The organism is Pantoea sp. BS_8 (assembly GCF_041954965.1).
In the GTDB taxonomy this organism is placed as follows: domain Bacteria; phylum Pseudomonadota; class Gammaproteobacteria; order Enterobacterales; family Enterobacteriaceae; genus Pantoea; species Pantoea stewartii.
Genome location: NZ_JAVAXU010000002.1, coordinates 217,233 through 237,529 on the forward strand (window position 1 = coordinate 217,233; position 20,297 = coordinate 237,529).

Below are 20,297 nucleotides of genomic sequence, written 5' to 3' on the forward strand. Positions count from 1 at the left end.
ATCGCAAACGGTTGGCATTTCGCCGTGCTGACGTTAACCTGATGCTTCATTTGCTAAAGTTCACGCTACTGGACCCGACTCATGTTTGAATCGATCTCTGCTGCACCTGCCGATCCTATCCTTGGCCTGGCCGATCTGTTTCGTGCCGATGACCGCCCGAATAAAATTAATCTCGGTATTGGCGTTTATAAAGATGAAACCGGGAAAACCCCGGTGCTCACCAGCGTTAAAAAAGCAGAGCAATATCTGCTGGAAAACGAGACCAGCAAAAATTACCTGAGCATTGACGGTCTGCCGGATTTCGCACACTGCACTCAGGAATTGTTATTTGGTAAAGGCAACGCCCTGATTTCGGCGGGCCGCGTACGTTCCGCGCAGACGCCAGGCGGGACAGGTGCACTGCGTGTCGCTGCGGATTTTCTGGCCACGCAGACGTCGGTGAAGCGCGTATGGGTCAGCAACCCGAGCTGGCCGAACCATAAAAACGTGTTTAACGCCGCGGGTCTCGAGGTGTGTGAATACTCGTATTATGATGCGGTCAACCATACGCTGGACTTTGACAGCATGCTGGCCTCGCTGAAAGAGGTTAAAGCCGGTGATGTGGTGCTGTTCCACGGCTGCTGCCATAACCCAACCGGTATCGATCCGACAGCAGAGCAGTGGCAACAGCTGGCTGCGCTTTCCAAAGCCAATGGCTGGTTGCCGCTGTTTGACTTCGCCTATCAGGGCTTTGCCCGTGGGCTGGAAGAAGATGCAGCAGGTCTGCGCCTGTTTGCGGCCAGCCATCAGGAGCTGATTGTGGCCAGTTCCTATTCCAAAAACTTTGGTCTGTATAATGAACGCGTGGGTGCGATTACGCTGGTGGCGAGCGATGCAGCCACGGCCGATACCGCCTTCAGTCAGGTGAAGTACACGATTCGCGCGAACTACTCTAACCCACCGTCACACGGTGCGGCAGTGGTGGCAACCATCCTGGGAAATGACGCGCTCCGTACCATCTGGCAGCAGGAGTTGTCCGATATGCGTCAGCGTATCCAGCGCATGCGTCAGCTGTTTGTGAATACGCTGGCGGAAAAAGGGGCGCAGCAGGATTTCAGCTTTATCATTAAGCAGAACGGTATGTTCTCGTTCAGCGGGCTGACCAAAGATCAGGTCATTCGTCTGCGTGAAGAGTTTGGCGTATATGCGGTGAACTCAGGCCGGGTGAACGTGGCCGGGATGACGCCCGATAATATGTCTGCCCTGTGTGAAGCGATTGTCGCCGTGCTGTAATCCTGTCCTTATGAAAAAAATGGGCCTGACTGGCCCATTTTTTATTGCAGAAAAGGATTCGTCAGACGTTCACGACCTAAAGTGGATAGCGGACCGTGACCGGGCAAAAACGTCACATCATCTCCCAGCGGCAACACTTTGTTTTTGATGGCATCAATCAGATGCTGATGGTTACCCTGCGGAAAGTCGGTGCGTCCTACACCACCGTTAAAGATCACATCACCGGAAACCAGTAAACGCCCCTGTCGGTCAAAAAACACGATATGACCTGGCGTATGACCAGGACAGTGCAGAACCTCAAGATTAACCTGACCAACCTGAACAGTGTCCCCCTCTTCCAGCCAGCGATCGGGCGTAAGCGGCGCGCAGTACTCAAGTCCAAACATCTGGCTCTGCGTGGGCAATGCCTCAAGCCAGAACGCATCCTGTTTGTGCGGGCCTACCAGTGGTATGTTCCAGCAGGCCGCCAGTTCCGCCGCGGCCCCGACATGATCAAGATGACCATGCGTCAGCAGGATCTGGCCAGGCGTTAAATCAAGCTGTTTCAGCGTTTGCCTGATTGTATCGGCGTCACCACCCGGATCCACAATCGCAGATTCACGTGTGGTGTCGCACCAGATAACCGAACAGTTCTGCGCGAAGGCGGTAACGGGGATAATGTGATAATTCATAACGCTCCATGGTCGGCACCCGCAGCGTTGCCGACGTTACGACCAGTGCCTGACCGGACCGGTATCAATATGTACAAAGTTGCTGCTGGGGTAATATCCTACACCACCCGCCCGCATTTTTAACGCGGCTTTCCGGACATTCGCCAGACTAATCCCCTCAATATGGAAATCCATCGCCTGACCTTTGGTGTGGTAGCTGTGTTTTGCGACACCAGGACCAGATTCGCGCAGCATATTATTGGTGGCCAGAGTACGGTAGCCCGAGATCAGCTGAACGGGCTTACGCGTTTCCAGCAGCGCCTGGAGGCGGTAGAGCTGATCGAAAAGGTGGGGATCGATACTTTTGATTTTATTGGCGCGGTAGTCACGGAAAAAATGGTTAAGACGCGATAACTCGCTCTTGTCGTAACTTTTACCGTTGAAGAATTCTGTTTTGAGGGTTTCACCCGTGTGAAGGTTATTCAGCGTTAAGACGCGCGGTCGTGACGTAGAGAGTGAAGCCATCGCTGACGTCGGCAACAAAGCCAGTCCCGCAGCGGCACTTCCGCAAAACAACAGTTTGCGACGGACAGAATCAATTGTAGACATGAAGCGTTTTACCTGAGAACAGAGCCAATGACACGTGCAAAAAACGCACTGGCGGAACCATAACTTTCTCGCGGTAGCACGTCAACCCATGTCTGGCAAGTTTGGAAGACGGCGCCTCATCGGAGACACCGCCTTTCTCAGGTCATCTTCCCGTGCGCAATGCGCACTTACGGTTAAAAATCAACCGTTAGAGGAGCAACTGCTGCGCGCGACTCAGCACCAGACTCCCGGAACGGGCAGTATTATCATAATTGTAAATATCTGTACGAAACTGCGTTTTACCATCATCCGCGACCCAGGCGGTTAAATAATACAGGTTAACCGGTATCCGATGGCGAATAGGCACATAGCGCGTATCACCCTGTTTTAACGTCCCTGAGATACGGGCATCATTCCAGCCTACATCCTGCAGCAGAATGCCCGCCAGTTCTGACGCTTTGTTGACCCGCACGCAGCCCGAGCTGAGTGCGCGAATATCACGCTGGAACAGATTATGATTGGGCGTGTCGTGCAAATAGATAGCATCTGAACTGGGCATATTAAATTTGAAACGGCCCAGTGAATTGGTCTGCCCCGGCGCCTGACGAATTCGGTACGGGAACGACGAGGCAGACACCATGCTCCAGTCGATCATGGTGGGATCGATCACCTCCGCATCCGCACTCCAGCCCGACAGCAGGGTATATCCGTGCTTATACAGGTACGTCGGGTCCTGTTTCACTTTTGGAATGATGTCCTGGCGCACCAGCGTGGTAGGCACATTCCAGGGCGGATTCAGCACCACGTTGTTGAGCGCGCTGCGCATCAGTGGCGTTTTACGGTCTGGCCGGCCCACAATCACCCGCGATGTCAGCACCCGGGTGCCGTTGTTGTAATAATTCAACGAGTAATTGGGAATGTTGACCATAATGCCGTTGTGCATATCATCCGGCAGCAAACGCAGGCGTTGAATGTTCAGCGCCAGCAGGGCGGCACGTTGCTGAGGTGACACATTCAGCCATTCACGTGTACGCGGACCAATGGCTCCATCCGCGTCCAGCCCCTGCCACTGTTGAAAGCGTTTTACCGCTGCGACCAGATTATCGTCATAGACATTGACGCCACTTGTCGCCGTAGGTGCCACTTGTACGTTGTCCGGCGCGCCTGGCGGTGGCGGCGGAATAGCGTTCACGGCAACGGCAGACGGGCTGACCGCGACAGGTTCACTGTGGCTGACCGTAACTGGCGCCGTAGGAACCGCATCGTCATTCGGTGCAGGTGCCGTCGTCTGTGCACTTAACATACCGCTGCGCCGCAGGATTTCCCGCAGTGCCGGTACATCATCACTGACCTGACCGGGCCTTACCGTGTCGCGATTTTTGATTTGCGGCCACGGCTGTTTATCGTTAAGCAGGTTTATTAACGCTTTGTGCATTAAGGGATACTGCGGATGTTGCGGTTCCAGCGAATTCACAAAGGCCGCTGCCCGCCCCGCATTCACGGCGTTTTGCCAGGCATTAATGACGGACACCGACGGCACCGCCAACTTATAGGGCACCGTACTGTAGAGCCACGTTTCCCCCTGGGCGGGAACCGATGAGACAAACTGCAGATAACCCAGCATGGCATCGGACAGTGTCACATCGCGGGCGAATCCGGTAATGGATGGATCGGTCAAACGCTCCACCCACCGGGTAAATTGTGGCTGGACGCCGGATAACGCTACCTCAGCCAGCTGCTGCTGAAACTTCTGCACGGCGTCATGATCCTGCCAGATCGGTTGCATATTTCGCGCGGCATACAGGGCGGCCAGTGAAGCACCGTAAAAAGGCTGACTGTCACTGGCAAACGCCTGGCGAATTTTTTGCTGACTGGCAGAAACAGAGGTGCTGGCCTGGGTCGAATGGACACCGGGCATGGCCGCGATGATAGCCGCCTGGGACGACACGCACGGACTCAGGGCAAGTGCCAGCACCAGCCATGAACTAACCTGATGAATTGTTAAGCCTTTATTCAGTAACATCCCTGCCCCCTTCATTAATCTACCGCGCAGCCTGAGAGGAAAAAGCTGCAATCGGGCTGTTACTCATATGACTGAGTATACAAACAAAAACGGCATTTGCCTCCTGCGACAAATGCCGTTACCAGATTAACCAATGGCGCTGTTTTTGACTATCTTTGCCGCACGAATATTATGTCGTCGTTTCACTGGCCGAATCGGCTTCACTGCCGCGTTTGGCAGGCAGCGGATCGGCGGCGAAACCCCGTAATCCCACGACATGAACGTGTTCCGTGTTGTTAAACACCTTACGCATCAGTTTGTAGGTCGTGCCCTTCTCAGGACTGATGTTCTCAGGTGCAGCGATGACCAGTTGCATCTCCAGGCGCTCACAGAGTTCAAACAGCGTGGCGATTGAACGCGCATCCAGACGGGCGGCTTCATCCAGGAACAGCAAGCGGCAGGGTGAGATATCTTTCCCACGCAGACGGCGTGATTCCTCTTCCCAGCTCTGCACGACCATGACCAGGATCGACATACCGGTACCAATCGCTTCACCGGTAGAGAGCGCACCACTTTCTGCACGCAGCCAGCCATCGGAGCCACGATTCACCTCGACTTCCATCTCCAGGTAGTTACGGTAATCCAGCAGTTCTTCACCAATTGTCTGCGGCGTGCGCTGTCCCATATCGATCTGTGGATTGAGGCGTTGATACAGTTTTGCCAGCGCTTCCGAGAAGGTCAGTCGGTTGCTGTTAAACAGATCCTGATGCTGTTCATGCTCTTCGGACAAGGTATCGAGCAGCATCGCGTGTGTTTCCCGCACGTTCACGTTGAGCCGCACGCTGCGTACCTGTCCAAAGCTGACGGTCTGTAACCCCTGGTTCAGCTGGCGAATACGGTTCTGTTCACGCTGAATCGTTTTGCGAATAATGTTCGCCACGCTGCGTGAACTGATGGCCAGCGTTTGCTCGCGGGCAGTCAGCTCTTCCGTCAGACGGTTCAGCTCGATTTCCATCTGTTCGATGGCTTCAACCGGATCGTCGGTACGGATAATGTCCTGACGGATACGTTCGCGCAGATGCTGATACACGGCGATAAAGAACTGAATTTTACGCTCTGGCCGTTTGGGATCTTCCGACAGGCGCAGCACATCGCGCAGGTGTTCGTTATCCGCCACCGCCAGGCGCAGCGCACCGAGTGCCTTATCCGACATTGAACGCAGCTCATCCGCACTCAGGTAAGCCAGCTCCCGACGATGCAGACGCCGCTCCACGCCATTGTCCTTCACCAGACGCAGCACCATGCACCAGCCTGCTTTGGCACTGACCACCTGTTCGCGGATCTGATGATAGTTGCGCTCAAGCTGGCGCAGCTTCTTCTGCAGATTGTCCATTTCGGCTTCGCAGAAGGTGAGCTGTTTCTCCAGCTGGTTACGACGGGCACGATTGTGACTAAGCGCGGTATAAAGCTCGTCACGGCGGATACGGGCGCGTTCTTCCGCGCTGGCATCGGCCTGCACACCGATATCCTGCATCTCCTGCTGCAACTCTTTCAGCATGTCGCGTTTGGCGTCATAAGCGCTTTTCAGCGATGCCAGCACCTGAGAATACTGGGTCAGCTGCGACTGATGGGCGCGCAGGCGCTCACGGCAGCGGCTGCGCTCCGCTTCCGCCTGCTCCAGACGCTGGCGCAGCTTATCACTCAGATCGGTGTTGCCACCGAGCATACTGGCCGAGTCGTCATAGCTGAAGTGGGCGCGACGCTGTACCACCTCGGTCAGCGCAAAAGCCTGCTGACGCGCGCGCTGCTGCTGCTGCTGTGCATGCTGGTAATCTGCCTGCAACTGATCGTGCTGTTCCGGATCGCTCTGCAGCACCGCCAGCATCGGTTCAAGTTTGGCCAGCTTTGCCCCATGCTGATGGAGGAAGCGTGCGGCTTCCTGCGCGTCTTCCACCTGCTCACGGATCTCTTCACAACGGTCTGCCAGCGTGTCGTCCAGTAACAGATTCACGCGCGGCAACAGGCGGTTAAGCTGCGCAACGCCCTCTTTGGCCAGGTCAAACTGCTGACGTTGCTGCTGATTGTTGCTTTCATGCTGGTTGAGCGCACGTTCCAGCTCACCCCGACGGACGCCAAGCTGACGAATCTGCGCTTCGGGATCGTCATCAAAGGCGACCGCCAGATGGCTACCGATAAAACGGCTGAATGACTGATGAAGCCGCTGCGTCTTTTGAACGTCAAACGACAGGGTGGCATACCGTTCCGCCAGACGATCGCGTTCGTTATTGAGCAACTCCAGCTGGTTTTCGCGTGCCGCCCGGCCGAAAAGCGGGATTTTAGGGAAGCGGGAATAGCGCCACTGGCGCTCGGCCACCTTGACCACGACGGCATTTTGTAACTCGTCGACGCTGAACACGCTGTCATCAAAAGATTGCGGATCGCCCTCGATCAAATAGAGATCTTCCGGGCACTCTTCCAGGCCATCCAGTTGCTCACGCACCAGCGAAAGATCGGGCACCACAATGGCGTGACGTGACGGGCCGTACAGGGCGGAGAAGTAAGGCGCATCGTCGAGCGTGACATCGTCATAAATTTCAGACAGCAGCACACCGCCAAAGCGTTCGGCCAGCTGGTTCAGTCGCGGATCTTCCGCACCGCCCGGCTGGCTCAAGCGCTCAATCTGCTGCTCAATTTCACGTTTCCTTGCGGCCACTTCATCACGTTCAACAGTGGTTTCACGTTCCCGCTCCAGCAGCTGCTGCATGTATTCCGTAACGTCCTGGCTGCTGGTCAACGCCTGACCGGTTTGCTCGCTGAGCTGCGTCAGGATTTCTTGCGCAGCCAGCCAGTGCGGCGCACGCGCGGTCAACGTCGCGATGCGCTGACGGAGCTGTTCCAGCTCCTGACGCATCAACATACGCTGTTCGCCCGCATCGGCAACGCTGCTGTTCAGCTGCTCGATTTGGGCTTCCAGTTCACGCTGCAATCCTTCCAGCGCATCAGGCTCATATTGCTGCCCCTGACGCTTGCAGAATTCCGCCAGCAGACGTTCTGCCTCCTGCTGCTCGCGCAGGCGCTGTTCAAGTTCGCTCAGACGCAGGCGCAGTGAAGCAAGCTGATCGGCGTGGTGACGCTGATTGCTGGCATCACGCAGGAGATCGCGCCCGACTTGCCAGGCCTCTTTACGGCTGACCTCACCGGCAATGCTGGTCACCAGCGATAAGGCCTGTTCAAACTGACTGTGCGCCGCTTCGGCCACACTCAGTTTCTGCTCCAGGCGCAACAACTGCCCGGTTGCTTCTTCTTCTTTGGCCTGGAAGCTGGCCTGCCATTCCGCCGCGTTGTCAATGTTCAGCTCAGGCAATTCACACAGCGAACGCGCACGTTCCAGAGCCTGTAACGCCTGCTGATACTGAATGGCACGGGTTTGCTGCACGTCCAGCGCCTGCTGAAAATCGGCCAGCTGACTTTTCAGCTCATCCACTTCCAGTTCGGCCGCTTCAGCACGGGCTTCATTTTCTTCCTGGATTTCACGCGCTTCGGCCACGACTTCACTCTGTTCTTCCAGGCGAAGTGTCAGATCCTCGATATCACTGTCATAACGGGTAATTTTTTCCTGCTGGCGCATTGCCGTCTGCACCAGATTCAGGTGATCGCTGGCCGCCTGATAATCGATTTCAAGATCGTTCTCTGCCCCGCTGTGTTCAGCCAGCTCTCGTGCCATTTCCACGTGGCGATACTGCTCCGACGCCAGCTGCTTGCGGCTGGTGAACAGTTCATTGCGCAGCTGTAGTGCGCTATCCAGGTGGATGCGTCGTTCATTGGCATGACGCATATAGTCGGCCGATACATAGCTGGTGGCTTCAGAAATCAGGTGCTTAAACAGATCGCGATCAGACTGGGTTACGCGGATCGCTTCCAGCGTCATACGGTTCTCGCGCAGCGCAGCTTCCATGTCCTGGAACGCTTTACGCACGCCACTGTTTTCAGGCAACAGATAATCGCGCAGAGAACGGGTGATGGCGCTGGAGATACCGCCGTACAGAGAGGCTTCAATCAGGCGATAAAACTTACTGCGGTCGCTGGCGGTACGCAGACGACGCGGCACAATCCCCAGATCAAACATCATCGCGTGATAGTCCGTTACCGAGCTGTACTGCCGATACTGGACACCTTCCAGCGCCTCGACGCGTTCTTTGACCTCATTAAGCGGTAACACGCGCGCCTGACGGCTGTTCAGAATTTCCGTGAGCATGTCTGTGGGCAGCGTATCCGTGGGCAGGCCATGGATACTAAAGGGCTTGATATCAACCTTTTTGTCACGTCCTGCCACCTGCTGTAACCGGACCCCGACCACCACACGTTGATGGCGTGAGTTCACTACGTCCAGCATCGCGTAGCAGACGCCTGCCCGCAGTTTACCGTGCAGGCCTTTATCGCGTGAGCCTGAGGTTGCGCCCGCTTCGGTGGTGTTACGGAAATGCAGCAGGGTTAAGTCAGGAATCAGCGCCGTGACAAAGGCTGCCATTGTGGTGGACTTACCTGCCCCGTTCCCGCCCGACAGCGTGGTGACCAGTTCATCCAGATCAAAGGTTCGGGCAAAAAACCCGTTCCAGTTGATCAGGGTTAGCGAACGAAATTTGCCGCGTTCAATCATGCCTGCTCTTCCTCCGCGATATCACCCGCATCGCTGTCATTCTCTTCACTGTCATCAGCCTCTGTGGCTGCCGTCGTGTTGTCCAGCAACATCGCTTCGCCATCGCGGATCAGGCGCAGTTGCGCTTCACGCGCATCATCACCGCTACGGACATCGGCACCAAAGCGGAAGACAGACTCGGTAATACGAAACTTGCTGCTGTCGTTGCCAAAAAACCACACCATGCCCAGACGGCGCAGGCGGCTTAAGGACGCACGCATTTTTTCCTGTAACTTAGCCCGATCGAGATCCGACCCGGTTGAACGCTGGTTAACCAGCTTCAGCAGCTTGCTTTCGTCCGCCAGGGACAGCAGTTCATCATAGAGTTCCTGTTGCGTGAAAATGCCTTCATTCGCCAGGCGTTCCGGGCTGAGATACAGATAGCAGAGGATTTTCCCGACCATCATGTCCAGTTCGGAAAGCACGGAACGGGGAATCAGCGTGGTTGAGCGTGGACGCAGATAGAAAAAGCCCTCTGGAGCACGAATCAGCTCAACGTTGTAGCGCGTGTAAAACTCTTCCAGATACTGCTGGTAATCCATCAGAAAAGCGTGGTTATCCAGCTCTTCAATGCCAATATGGCGACCGGCACGTAACTGGCTGTCCAGCGCCGGAAAAATCGGATTTGCCAGTGCCTGTGCCAGCTTAACCGGCATCACTTGTTCAATATTTGTCGATGACATGTGCCTGCACCTTGGCTCCGTAATCATTAATGGCTTGCCATTCCACAGGCAAACCGGCTAAATCGGCTTCCGCTACACCTAATCGCACCGCCTGGTCCACGACAATGCGCGCAAGGTCGAAGTGACGCGCGCGCGGGTACTGGGCCAGATAGTCGCGCATGACGGCGGCGAGGTTAAGCGGTTTTTGCTGCGTTTTATAAATCGTTAAGGCTTCTTCGATCATGGCCGCCAGCTGCTCGCGAATTTCATTAAATTCTTCGAACTCCAGTTCAGCAGGTAATTCGCCCATCACTTCGTCATTACGCAGCGTCAGCTCATCGTCACGCATATCGTAAAGACGTTCGGCATTGGCATAAGTCAGCGCCCAGGGTGAGTCAAAATAGTTCTGTACGGATACGCGCAGGCGCTGGGCAAAAACACGGTTTTTGTCCATGTCGATAGCGGTGCGGATAAATTTATGCACGTGGCGGTCATAACCAATCCACAGGTCAATGGCCTGCTGTCCCCAACTGGTGATGCGGTCGAGTTTACTTTGCAGATCGAACACCAGTTTATCGACGAAGCCCAAATCCGGGCTGTCCAGCGTCGCATCCTGAATACGCAGCAGATTTTCCTGGAGTTTGTCACCAGCCGCTTCCAGCGTATCCTGCAATTCACGCAGCGTACCGGAAGTTTCCGACAGTAACATTTCACAGCTTGAAATCGCGGCGCGCCAGTCTTTATTCAGTAGCTCCGCAATATCCGCTTTCACCGCCTGCTGCTGCTCATCCATCAGGCGTTGCGTCATATCAATGCTGTCGAAGATTTCGGCTACGGAGTATTTCAGCGGCGCGAATACGTTACGATGCCAGTGAAATTCATCGCCATTCTCCTGCGCCGCGTCGGCGGCACGCTTAAGTTCAGCGGCAACGATGGAAAGCTGCATGGAAAGCCGCAGCGTGGAGAACTCGCGCTGGCGGATATAGTAATCCGTGATGCCGATGGCCAGCGGCGTCAGACGATAAATTGCATTGCCTTCAGTTAATTCACTGGTGAAACGGTTCAACAGGCGCTGACGCACCATATCATTGATGGCGTTGTTGGCCCGCACCAGTACGGTTTCGCTGGTTTGTTCAAACGCTTTGCTGACATGACGAAACGCATCGACCAGGTCACCTTCACTCATTTCTCCGTCCATGCGCTCGCCATTCAGCGTGGCGATGGCCAGCAAAAAAGCCAGACGTTCAACGGGCAGCGCAAGGGAGAAGTCGTTCTTGCGCGCCCAGGATACCAGCTCCGGTACCGTCTGGGAAAATTCACTCATAATTCGTCCTTCTGCCCGGGTTTGCGCGCGGTCACGTGGATGTAACGCCCTAAGCTTAAAAAGGGTTCCTGACGGCAAAAACGCCGCTCCATCTCAATGATTTCGTCGTCGCTTTTTTGCTCGCCTTTAGGCGGCTTCATATAGTCGCTGAACACCCGAATCCCGGCACGCTGTTCAATCTGGAAACCGCAGGCCTGTAACCAGCGTGACACATCGTCAGGATCGCGCGGAAAGTCCGGTGACAGCGTGCGCTTCTTACGCTTGGTTAAGTTGGTACGAAGGTAACCAAAATTGCCCAGCGTCAGGGTGCGTAATGTTAACCCATGCAGGTTATAAAACATCAATGACAGCACGCCTCCCGGCCGCAATGTATCAAACAGGGCTTTCAGCACGGTTTCCGGTTCAGCGACCCATTCAAGCACAGCGTGAAACAATACCAGATCCACCGGCTTATCCAAATGTTCACCGACCTGCTGCGCGCTAATTTGTTTGAATTGCATGTTATGGCTCACACCCAGCGCATCCGCATTTTCCTGGGCACGCCGCAACATTTCACCTGAGAGGTCGCACAGCAGAATCTGATGGCCCCGCGCGGCCAGTCCACTGGAAATTTGCCCAATGCCACCGCCCGCATCCAGCACGTTCAGTGAGGGAGACGAGGACGTCAGGCTGGGAAGCAAGGCTTCAAGCTCATCCCAGACGATTGCCTGACGCACCCGGCCTTTGGTGGTGCCGTAAATATTTTGCGAAAATTTATCCGCGAGATCGTCAAAGTTACGATCCTGCATGGCATGGACTCCGGTATGCTGCGGTAAAACGTATGCTATTTTGTCACAGGTGCCGTAAGAATGAAGCTTTCATGCTCTTCTTCTGCTCTGGCTGCTGTTTTTTCGGACAACAAGAGGGATTTTACATGTTTTTTATGCTGAAAAAGGCATTTGGCAACCTGTTACTGCCCCTGCCTTTTCTGCTTCTTTTGATGGCTGTCGGCATTTTGCTGCTTTGGTTCAGCCGCTGGCAGAAAAGCGGTAAAATCTTTATCTCAGTGAGTTGGCTGATGTTATTACTGATAAGCCTACAGCCGGTCGCCGATCGCTTACTGTTGCCCGTCGAATCGCATTACCCGACGTGGAATGGGACTGAAAAAGTCGATTACATCGTGGTGTTAGGGGGCGGCTATACCTATAACCCGGCCTGGGCGCCCAGCTCGAACCTGCTGAACAACAGTTTGCCTCGCGTGACAGAAGGTGTGCGTCAGTGGCAGCGCCATCCGGATGCTACCCTGGTCTTTACCGGTGCTGCGGCAGGGCAAAATCCCAAAAGTAATGCCTGGGTCGCCGCACAGGTTGCCGAAAGCCTGGGCGTACCTTCATCGCACATTCGTCTGCTGGATCAGCCAAAAGATACCGCACAGGAGGCGCAGGCTGTCAGCACGCTCATCGGGCACCACCCTTTCCTGCTGATTACCTCAGCTAATCATATGCCGCGCGCGATGCGGTTTTTCACTCAGGCAGGACTCAAGCCGATTGCAGCGCCCGCCAATCAGCTGGCGATTACTTCACCACTTAACTGGTGGGAGCGTTTTTATCCTTCCCCGCTGTGGATGAGTCACAGCGAACGCGCGATCTACGAAACGCTGGGGAGCGCATTGCAACGCTTCTCATCCGCCTCACCCTCTGCCGCACGATCTGATGGATAGACGCAAAGGCGCACATCCGTCATGGCGCAGGCTGAGTGGACCGGAACCCGGCGCCTCAGCCGCGTGCGCAGACGGTCATCTCACAAGAAGCGGAACAGGTCAGCGAAGCATCGCGGCGCGGACCCGGGTGAGATCCTCTGGCGTATCCACGCCAACGCCCGGAATCGTTTTTGCCACCGCAACGTGGATCTTTTCGCCATACCACAGCACGCGCAACTGCTCCAGCAGTTCGATCTGCTCAAGCGGACAGGGTTCCCAGCTGATATAGCGACGAATAAACCCGGCACGATAAGCATAAATGCCGATATGGCGCAGCAGCGTGTCACCGATCTGTTCCCGGGACTGCGCATAACGTTCACGATCCCAGGGAATCGTCGCGCGTGAAAAATACAACGCGTAGCCTCTGGCATCCATGACCACCTTGACGGCGTTGGGATTGAACGCCTCTTCCGCATCCGTAATCGGCACCGCCAGCGTCGCCATGCCGGCGTCAGCCTGAGCCAGATTGGTCGCCACCTGATGGACGATATCAGCGGGGATCATGGGTTCGTCGCCCTGAACATTGACGATGATCTGGTCATCCGCGAACTGATATTTTTCAATCACTTCTGCAAGGCGTTCCGTACCGGAATGATGGTCGGCGCGTGTCATACACACCTCGCCACCGGCAGCCTCGACAGCGCGGGCCACCTCAGGATGATCGGTCGCGACAATCACACGGCTGGCACCCGATTCCCGGGCGCGCTCCATCACATGCACCACCATTGGCTTGCCATGAATATCAACCAGGGGTTTACCCGGTAAACGGGTGGAAGCATAACGCGCAGGAATGATGGCAATAAAACTCATGGATGGATCTCTTCAACCGATAACGTACGGGCTTCGTTTTCCAGCAGTACCGGAATACCGTCACGCACAGGGAAAGCCAGCGCGTCGGGCTTGCAGATCAGCTCTTGCTGTTCTTTGTTAAAGTACAATTTGCCATTACAAACCGGGCAGGCAACGATTTCGAGTAAACGGTGATCCATATGTCCTCCATCTCGGACCGAGAGCGTAAGGACTAAAGCATATCACAGCGCTGATGAGAGCGGGTAAATCACACCCGCGCTGCATCAGGAATTGTTAAGCTGCCAGCGCGTTGGCCAGTGTGTCAGTAACGCCGAAGGCGCATTCTTTAGCAAGACCGTTTCGGCCCCCTGCCAACGGGCGAAGCGTTCAATAGCACGTTGCACGTCATTGAGAAAGGAAACGGTTACCGCGACGTCAGGTTCAAGCCAGATGTTGTTAATTTCCAGCAAGGCTGTTGAGCGCACCATCCGTGCATCCAGGCGGGCTTTGAGTTGGCCCCGATGCAGCACCGGTAAGACAAAATAGCCATATTTACGTTTGGCCGCAGGCGTGTAACATTCAATGCGGTAGTCAAAGTCAAACAACGCAAGCGCACGTTTCCTGTCCCATACCAGCGGATCGAAAGGGGATAACAGCGTGGTATGTGTTGCGATCAACGGCGTGGCTAATGCGGCCTGAGCGTCCCGATGCAGCCACATCTCTCCCATGCCGTCGACCTCAACCGGCATGATTTCGCCGGCCGCCTGTGCCCATAAGATAAAGTCTTTAATGGGCGCGCGCTTTAGCCGGTAATAGTCTGCCAGCCACTCACGGCGAAAAATGCCCAGACTGCGTGCGCTGTTCACTAACATCAGGCGGACAGCGTCATCCTCACTGATAGCATGCAGCGCATCCTGCCAGTCAGGCATGACACGTGAGCGTAAATCATAGACGCGCTGAAAATTATGGCGCGCTGACACCATTAACTCCCCTGAACTGAACAGGTTTTCGAGATGCCGCTTGTGGGGTTTCCATGCCCACCATCCTGGCTTATGATTTTTTCCACTGGCGAAATCAGCCGATCTGACGGGCCCGTTGTCGCGTATATAGGTAAGTAGATCAGCGATTTCCTGCTGATGTTCCGTTGCCCAGTCTGCACTGTACTTCCAGCCCAGGCGCTCTGGCGACAGCATGCGGTGCCGCAGTAACCGGTAATCTGCGCGGGGAATAAAACAGGCTTCATGCGCCCAGTATTCGAAAATCTCCCCCTGCGCCAGCGACTCGTCCAGCCAGACGGGCGGATAGTCGCCTAAGCCACTGAATAAGACAAGATACTGACTGCGGGCCACCACATTGATGGTGTCGATTTGCAACAGCGACATGCGGCTAATGCAGGCTGAAATATCCTGAAAACGTGCCCGACGTTTCACCGGACGCAATAACCCCTGCGCCGCGAGCTGAATATTACGTGCCTGCTGTCGTGAAAGTGAATGCGTGCCCATTCTCTTCCTTCTCAGTGGAAATTAGTGCGGCTCTCGTGGTGAATACATGCCACACAGGCGTTGTATATCGTCTAAGAGTAGCGTCGCTGCCTCAGCCTGCAGATGGGCATCGACGGGAAGATACCACCATGAGGATTGCGCGAATGCGCGGCATTTAACGGCATCTTTCTCCGTCATCAACAGCGTTTGGCCGGGCGTGACCAGACGCGACAGTTCCTCTTCGCTGTAAGCATGATGATCGGCAAAGGCGATCTCCGCAACGGGCGTCAGACCGTGCTGTTTTAAGGTATGAAAAAAGCGCGGCGGATGACCAATGCCGGCCATGGCGACGACATCGTGCAACGTGTTGAGCGGTCGTTGTTCACCGCTGAGCAGATGGGTTGCCATCCCCGCCTGCAGTTGCATGGCAATTTCGCCCTGCTGCGCTTCACCACCGTTAACGATCACCGCGTCTACCGTCTTAATGCGGGATGCCCGTTCCCGCATGGGTCCGGCAGGTAACCACCAGCCGTTGCCAAAACGTCGCACGCCATCCACCACCACAATTTCCCGATCGCGCTGGAGCGCATAATGTTGCAGGCCATCATCAGTCACGATGAGATCCAGTGAATGATGTTGCAGAAGGGCTTCAATCGCCTCACGGCGTCGCGGTGCCACTGCAACGGGTGCAGCTGTGCGCTGCGCAATCAGCACCGGCTCGTCACCCGCCTGATCGGTGGCGGTTTCCGCAGTGACACGCAGCGGATAGCGGTCTGCTTTCCCCCCGTAGCCGCGGGAAATCACACCTACCCGTAATCCTCGCTGCTGCAGGGCGTCAACCAGCCAGATGACCACGGGTGTTTTACCATTCCCGCCCGCGGTCAGATTCCCCACCACGACAACAGGCAAGGGCGCACGCCAGCTTTTACGCCAGCCACGCCGGAAACTGAGGCGGATCAGCGCCGTAATGGCGCCATAAAGCACACTGAGTGGCCACAGGACTAACCATAATGGCGATCGGCCACTCCAGATGCGCTCAATCATTGGCCGAACTGCATTTTATGGAGTTGGGCATAAGCACCTTTTTCCGCCAGCAGGTCGGCGTGCGTACCGCGTTCGATGATATTGCCCTCTTCCACCACCACAATTTCATCCGCTTTTTCAATAGTAGAAAGGCGATGCGCAATCACCAGTGAGGTGCGGTTTTTCTGCAGCTCATCCAGGGCAGACTGGATAGCACGCTCGGACTCGGTGTCCAGCGCAGAGGTGGCTTCATCGAGAATCAGGATAGGACAGTCACGCAGCAGAGCGCGGGCGATGGCGATACGCTGGCGTTGACCGCCTGATAGCAGCACACCATTTTCCCCGATGACGGTATCCAGCCCCTTGTCCATTTTATTAATAAAGTCCATCGCGTGTGCCATCGTCGCCGCCTTTTCGATTTCCTCGCGGCTATACTGTTCACTGCGCGCATAGGCAATGTTATTGGCAACGGTATCGTTGAACAGATGCACATTTTGCGACACAAGTGCGACCTGATTACGCAACGACGCTAAGGTGTATTCACGCAGGTCATGGCCATCCAGTAAAATCTCGCCCTGCTGAATATCATAAAAACGCGTCAGCAAACTGGCGATAGTCGATTTACCTGAGCCGGAGCGCCCGACTAAGGCAACGGTTTTTCCGGCAGGCAGCATCAGGTTAATGTTTTTCAACGCAGGTGTTTCACGGCCGGGATAGGTGAAGGTCACCCCACGGAATTCGACATCACCTTTTGCGCGCGTGATTTCACGCGTACCGGTGTCGTTCTCCTGCTCACTGTCGAGAATGGAGAACAGCGTCTGACAGGCCGCCATACCACGCTGAAACTGCGCATTCACATTTGTCAGCGATTTCAGCGGACGCATCAGAGCGATCATAGATGAGAAGACCACCGTAATGGTCCCCGCAGTCAGCGTATCCATCACGCTGGGGAAACTGGCGGCGTACAGAACGAATGCCAGAGCCAGAGAAGCAATGAGCTGAATAACCGGATCGGAGATTGAAGAGGCTGAAACCAGCTTCATCCCCTGCTGACGCATGCGGTTACTGACCTTGGCAAAACGCTCGGATTCAATGTCCTGGCCACCAAAAATCAGCACTTCTTTGTGCCCTTTCAGCATCTGCTCGGCACTGGTCGTCACCTGTCCCATGGTGTTTTGCATCGATTTGCTGATGTTGCGGAAGCGCTTTGATACGGTACGAATCGCGAAGGATACGATTGGAGCCAGAACAATCAGAATCAACGACAGCTGCCAGCTGTAATAAAACATCATGATAAACAGGCCAATTATCGAAGCGCCTTCACGCACCACGGTGACCAGCGCCCCCGATGACGACGAGGCGACCTGTTCCGAATCATAGGTGATGCGAGAGAGTAACGTACCCGTGGATTGCTGATCGAAGAACGCAACCGGCATGCCCATCATATGGCTGAACAGACGACGGCGCATATTCATCACCACATTGCCTGACACCCATGAGATGCAGTAGCTGGAGATATAGCTGCTTACGCCACGAACCAGCATCAAGCCGATGACTGCCAACGGCATCCACAGCATCACGGATCTGTCCGCTTTACCAAAGCCGTCATCCAGCAAAGGCTTCAACAGGGAGAGCATTAACGTATCGCCTGCGGCATTAATAATCAGGGCAGTAGCCGCCACAATTAAGCCAGCTTTGTTGGGTGCGATCATCGGCCAGAGTCGACGGAATGTCTGCCACGTTGAGAGATCTTTATCTTGATGCATTATTTATTCACGTTGTTGGAAATAGCCGGTCATTCTACCTGGATTCGCGTTTGACGCCAAACCACTGATGATACCAACGGGGCACTAATTGTTCTCTGAAGGAAAAAACCTGCACGGTGTTTGCCTCTATTTTGATACTAATTTGTCCGGACTGACCGGTATCACGCCAGTCATAAGCGTGTTCACGGTAATTTCGCAGCACGGACTTCGCGGGCATTCGCCACGCATTATAGCGTGCTACAGAGGTGATGGCGGTATGGCCGGCGATGCTGCGCAGCAGTAAGCGCGATGAGGATGTCCGGCTGCCATGATGAGGTACCTGCAGAATATCCGCCTTTAACTGCTGCTTTTCCAGCCGCACTAACTGCCGCTCCGCCTCGGTTTCCAGATCGCCCGTGAGTAACAAACGGACGCTTCCATCATCCACACTCACCACGCATGAATCGTTGTTTTTCCCCTGGTTGGGAGACGTTGCTGGCCAGAGCACCCGGAAATGTAGCCGTTTCCAGCGCCATGTGGTACCGCGTACACAGGGTAAATGCCCGCTTTCTGTAAGTCCGCTGCGCAACCGTACAGTAGGGACATGTTGCAGAATAGCCGACAGCCCGCCGGTATGGTCAAGATGCCGGTGGCTGAGAATAACCTCCCGCAGTCTGAGTCCTTTACGTTCAAGCCAGGGCAGAATAACGCGGCTCCCTGCATCGCTGTATTTCCAGCGTGGACCGGTATCGTAGAGCACCGCTTCATCGCCCTGGCTGATGACGACGCTCAATCCATGCCCCACGTCCAGCATATCAATGCGCCATAGCGCTTCCGGCTTAGCATGGCGGGAAAACAGGATTGCCAGTGCGACAGCGCTACAACTGAACGGCATGGAGAACAGTACGCCGGAACGCCACAGGAGTAGCCCTCCCCATATGACTATTATCAGGAAAGGTGCGCCTTGCAGCGGCCACCAGCCTGCCGGTAGCAGGGCAAGGCCGGAGAACAGAAACCGCAGGGACAGATCGGCCGCCTGCCACCCCCACACTGATAATGCCGGGAAAGGTAGCAACAGGGTGATGAGTATCAATGGCACCGTAATAAACGACACGACAGGAATCGCAAACAGATTAGCGAACAGCGCGGTCAGGCTGATGCCATTAAATAATGCGGCCTGAAGCGGCACCATCAGGATCATCATCCCCAGTTGCAGATGAAGGAGTTGCAGTAAAAACCAGCGCCGCCTGTCACGAAAGCGCTCGGCCAGAGGAAACCAGCGATACCAGGTCAGCAACATCCCCACCGCCAGCACCGACAGCCAGAAGCTGTCCGAGAGGACGGTAAGCGGATCCAGTGCCAGCAACAACCCTACGCAGAGCGTCCAGATTTGCCAGGGGCTGAGCTGTATACCTGTTATACGTGTTATTGCCCATAGCGTCAGTGCCAGTAATGCCCGCTGCGCTGGCGCCTGGGCCCCTGAAAGCCACGTATAGAGTGCGGCACAGAGCCAACTGACAATGAGCGGATACAGATAGCTAATGCAGCGTGCCGGTAACAAAAACTGGCTGCCCCGCGCCAGTAGCCATCCGGTGCCCGCGGCCAGGCCAATGTGCATACCTGAAATGGCCATAAGATGCGCCGTTCCGGTATCACGTAACAGCTGACGGGTTGCCTCACTCAGATTGTCGCGAATGCCAAAAGCCAGTGCCTCCAGCGTAGCCGAAGCGGGTAAATGTTCGTAATGTTGCCTGTGGCCACGAATATGCTGCCAACGCCAGCTGCATTCAGACTGCACAGGATGTTGCTTGATAATGCGCCCCTGCACCGGGGTATGATTCGCCATGGCAAAGCGTTGTGCGTCGAATTCTCCCTCATTGAGTCTGGCATGAACAGCGCGTAACCTGAGCCGCATTTGCCAGCGCTGCCCCGGACAATAGGCTGTAGCGTTATCCTGCAGTGACAGCCAGGCAAAACGGGGAGGAAAGAAAATCCGGTTTCCCGCTTTCAACATTCTGACCCGAATACGTGACGCGTCTTGTTTTACCTCTTCAATTTGCACGACAAACCAGGCGGGTCGGGTACTCATCCATTCCGTGTCGTTGACCAGGGATTGCGCATTAACCAGCCCCCAGGCGGCCAGCAAAAGCGTATAGCCTGCGATGCGGACATAACGTACGGACATCCCTACCAGACAAGTGCCACACAGCAGCATCACGACAATAAACGTTCGCGAAGGGAGCTGAGGCACGATCAGTAAGGGTAACGCGGTCAGCGAGGCCAGTCTCGCCAGTCCAATCCATGTCAACATACCGTATCCCGCTGAT

The 20,297-nt window shown here is 55.3% G+C and carries 15 protein-coding genes; 2 read left to right on the plus strand and 13 right to left on the minus strand.

Annotated elements, in window-relative coordinates:
• The first annotated feature begins 81 nt into the window (after positions 1 to 81).
• On the plus strand, positions 82 to 1,272 hold the full coding sequence (locus tag RAC65_RS06470; protein WP_033737628.1) for an amino acid aminotransferase: 1,191 nt from the start codon (positions 82 to 84) through the stop codon (positions 1,270 to 1,272).
• A 41-nt stretch (positions 1,273 to 1,313) separates the two neighbouring features.
• Here RAC65_RS06470 and RAC65_RS06475 read toward each other — a convergent pair whose 3' ends face one another.
• From RAC65_RS06475 to cmoM, 7 genes are all read right to left on the minus strand, one after another.
• On the minus strand, positions 1,314 to 1,943 hold the full coding sequence (locus RAC65_RS06475; protein ID WP_058701021.1) for an MBL fold metallo-hydrolase: 630 nt from the start codon (positions 1,941 to 1,943) through the stop codon (positions 1,314 to 1,316).
• 36 nt (positions 1,944 to 1,979) lie between these two features.
• Entirely contained in the window at positions 1,980 to 2,531 is a 552-nt protein-coding gene (locus tag RAC65_RS06480; RefSeq protein ID WP_033737630.1) for a YcbK family protein, read from the minus strand.
• Between the two features lie 187 nt (positions 2,532 to 2,718).
• Positions 2,719 to 4,533 carry a L,D-transpeptidase gene (gene ldtD, locus RAC65_RS06485; RefSeq protein WP_058701022.1) on the minus strand — a complete coding sequence of 605 codons (1,815 nt, stop codon included), beginning with the start codon at positions 4,531 to 4,533 and terminating at the stop codon, positions 2,719 to 2,721.
• A gap of 169 nt (positions 4,534 to 4,702) precedes the next feature.
• Complete coding sequence (gene mukB, locus RAC65_RS06490) at positions 4,703 to 9,169, minus strand: chromosome partition protein MukB (protein ID WP_375096515.1); 4,467 nt, start codon at positions 9,167 to 9,169, stop codon at positions 4,703 to 4,705.
• Positions 9,166 to 9,891, minus strand: coding sequence for a chromosome partition protein MukE (gene mukE, locus RAC65_RS06495; RefSeq protein ID WP_006118636.1), 726 nt, complete (start codon positions 9,889 to 9,891; stop codon positions 9,166 to 9,168). The genes mukB and mukE overlap by 4 nt, the downstream gene beginning before the upstream one ends.
• Positions 9,872 to 11,194 carry a chromosome partition protein MukF gene (gene mukF, locus RAC65_RS06500; protein ID WP_033737632.1) on the minus strand — a complete coding sequence of 441 codons (1,323 nt, stop codon included), beginning with the start codon at positions 11,192 to 11,194 and terminating at the stop codon, positions 9,872 to 9,874. The genes mukE and mukF overlap by 20 nt, the downstream gene beginning before the upstream one ends.
• Positions 11,191 to 11,982, minus strand: a complete 792-nt coding sequence (gene cmoM / locus RAC65_RS06505) for a tRNA uridine 5-oxyacetic acid(34) methyltransferase CmoM (protein WP_375096516.1) — start codon at positions 11,980 to 11,982, stop codon at positions 11,191 to 11,193. Before cmoM ends, mukF begins: the two co-directional genes overlap by 4 nt.
• Positions 11,983 to 12,107: 125 nt before the next feature.
• Between cmoM and elyC the strand changes: the two genes are divergently transcribed.
• Complete coding sequence (gene elyC / locus RAC65_RS06510) at positions 12,108 to 12,893, plus strand: envelope biogenesis factor ElyC (RefSeq protein WP_058701024.1); 786 nt, start codon at positions 12,108 to 12,110, stop codon at positions 12,891 to 12,893.
• 99 nt (positions 12,894 to 12,992) lie between these two features.
• Here the strand turns inward: elyC and kdsB are convergent, their stop codons facing one another.
• The 6 genes from kdsB to RAC65_RS06540 all read right to left on the minus strand — a co-directional run bounded on the left by kdsB (position 12,993) and on the right by RAC65_RS06540 (position 20,281).
• Positions 12,993 to 13,742: a 3-deoxy-manno-octulosonate cytidylyltransferase gene (gene kdsB, locus RAC65_RS06515; RefSeq protein WP_039341301.1), complete on the minus strand. Its 750-nt coding sequence runs from the start codon at positions 13,740 to 13,742 to the stop codon at positions 12,993 to 12,995.
• Positions 13,739 to 13,921 carry a Trm112 family protein gene (locus RAC65_RS06520; protein ID WP_006118631.1) on the minus strand — a complete coding sequence of 61 codons (183 nt, stop codon included), beginning with the start codon at positions 13,919 to 13,921 and terminating at the stop codon, positions 13,739 to 13,741. Before RAC65_RS06520 ends, kdsB begins: the two co-directional genes overlap by 4 nt.
• 84 nt (positions 13,922 to 14,005) lie before the next feature.
• Complete coding sequence (locus RAC65_RS06525) at positions 14,006 to 15,223, minus strand: winged helix-turn-helix domain-containing protein (protein WP_375096517.1); 1,218 nt, start codon at positions 15,221 to 15,223, stop codon at positions 14,006 to 14,008.
• A 21-nt stretch (positions 15,224 to 15,244) separates the two neighbouring features.
• Entirely contained in the window at positions 15,245 to 16,246 is a 1,002-nt protein-coding gene (lpxK, locus tag RAC65_RS06530) for a tetraacyldisaccharide 4'-kinase (protein ID WP_033737637.1), read from the minus strand.
• Complete coding sequence (gene msbA, locus RAC65_RS06535) at positions 16,243 to 17,991, minus strand: lipid A ABC transporter ATP-binding protein/permease MsbA (RefSeq protein ID WP_033737638.1); 1,749 nt, start codon at positions 17,989 to 17,991, stop codon at positions 16,243 to 16,245. Before msbA ends, lpxK begins: the two co-directional genes overlap by 4 nt.
• A 34-nt stretch (positions 17,992 to 18,025) precedes the next feature.
• The gene (locus RAC65_RS06540; RefSeq protein WP_058701025.1) at positions 18,026 to 20,281 is read right to left on the minus strand and encodes a DNA internalization-related competence protein ComEC/Rec2; all 2,256 of its coding nucleotides are present in this window, start codon (positions 20,279 to 20,281) and stop codon (positions 18,026 to 18,028) included.
• Positions 20,282 to 20,297: the final 16 nt, after the last annotated feature.

Bases quoted from the DNA above. Each gene is read 5' to 3' on its own strand.
- RAC65_RS06475 (WP_058701021.1), bottom strand. From the start codon at position 1,943: ATGAATTATCACATTATCCCCGTTACCGCCTTCGCGCAGAACTGTTCG.
- ldtD (WP_058701022.1), bottom strand. From the start codon at position 4,533: ATGTTACTGAATAAAGGCTTAACAATTCATCAGGTTAGTTCATGGCTG.
- msbA (WP_033737638.1), bottom strand. From the start codon at position 17,991: ATGCATCAAGATAAAGATCTCTCAACGTGGCAGACATTCCGTCGACTC.
- kdsB (WP_039341301.1), bottom strand. From the start codon at position 13,742: ATGAGTTTTATTGCCATCATTCCTGCGCGTTATGCTTCCACCCGTTTA.
- RAC65_RS06525 (WP_375096517.1), bottom strand. From the start codon at position 15,223: ATGGGCACGCATTCACTTTCACGACAGCAGGCACGTAATATTCAGCTC.
- mukF (WP_033737632.1), bottom strand. From the start codon at position 11,194: ATGAGTGAATTTTCCCAGACGGTACCGGAGCTGGTATCCTGGGCGCGC.
- RAC65_RS06480 (WP_033737630.1), bottom strand. From the start codon at position 2,531: ATGTCTACAATTGATTCTGTCCGTCGCAAACTGTTGTTTTGCGGAAGT.
- RAC65_RS06520 (WP_006118631.1), bottom strand. From the start codon at position 13,921: ATGGATCACCGTTTACTCGAAATCGTTGCCTGCCCGGTTTGTAATGGC.
- cmoM (WP_375096516.1), bottom strand. From the start codon at position 11,982: ATGCAGGATCGTAACTTTGACGATCTCGCGGATAAATTTTCGCAAAAT.
- elyC (WP_058701024.1), top strand. From the start codon at position 12,108: ATGTTTTTTATGCTGAAAAAGGCATTTGGCAACCTGTTACTGCCCCTG.
- mukE (WP_006118636.1), bottom strand. From the start codon at position 9,891: ATGTCATCGACAAATATTGAACAAGTGATGCCGGTTAAGCTGGCACAG.
- RAC65_RS06470 (WP_033737628.1), top strand. From the start codon at position 82: ATGTTTGAATCGATCTCTGCTGCACCTGCCGATCCTATCCTTGGCCTG.
- lpxK (WP_033737637.1), bottom strand. From the start codon at position 16,246: ATGATTGAGCGCATCTGGAGTGGCCGATCGCCATTATGGTTAGTCCTG.
- mukB (WP_375096515.1), bottom strand. From the start codon at position 9,169: ATGATTGAACGCGGCAAATTTCGTTCGCTAACCCTGATCAACTGGAAC.
- RAC65_RS06540 (WP_058701025.1), bottom strand. From the start codon at position 20,281: ATGTTGACATGGATTGGACTGGCGAGACTGGCCTCGCTGACCGCGTTA.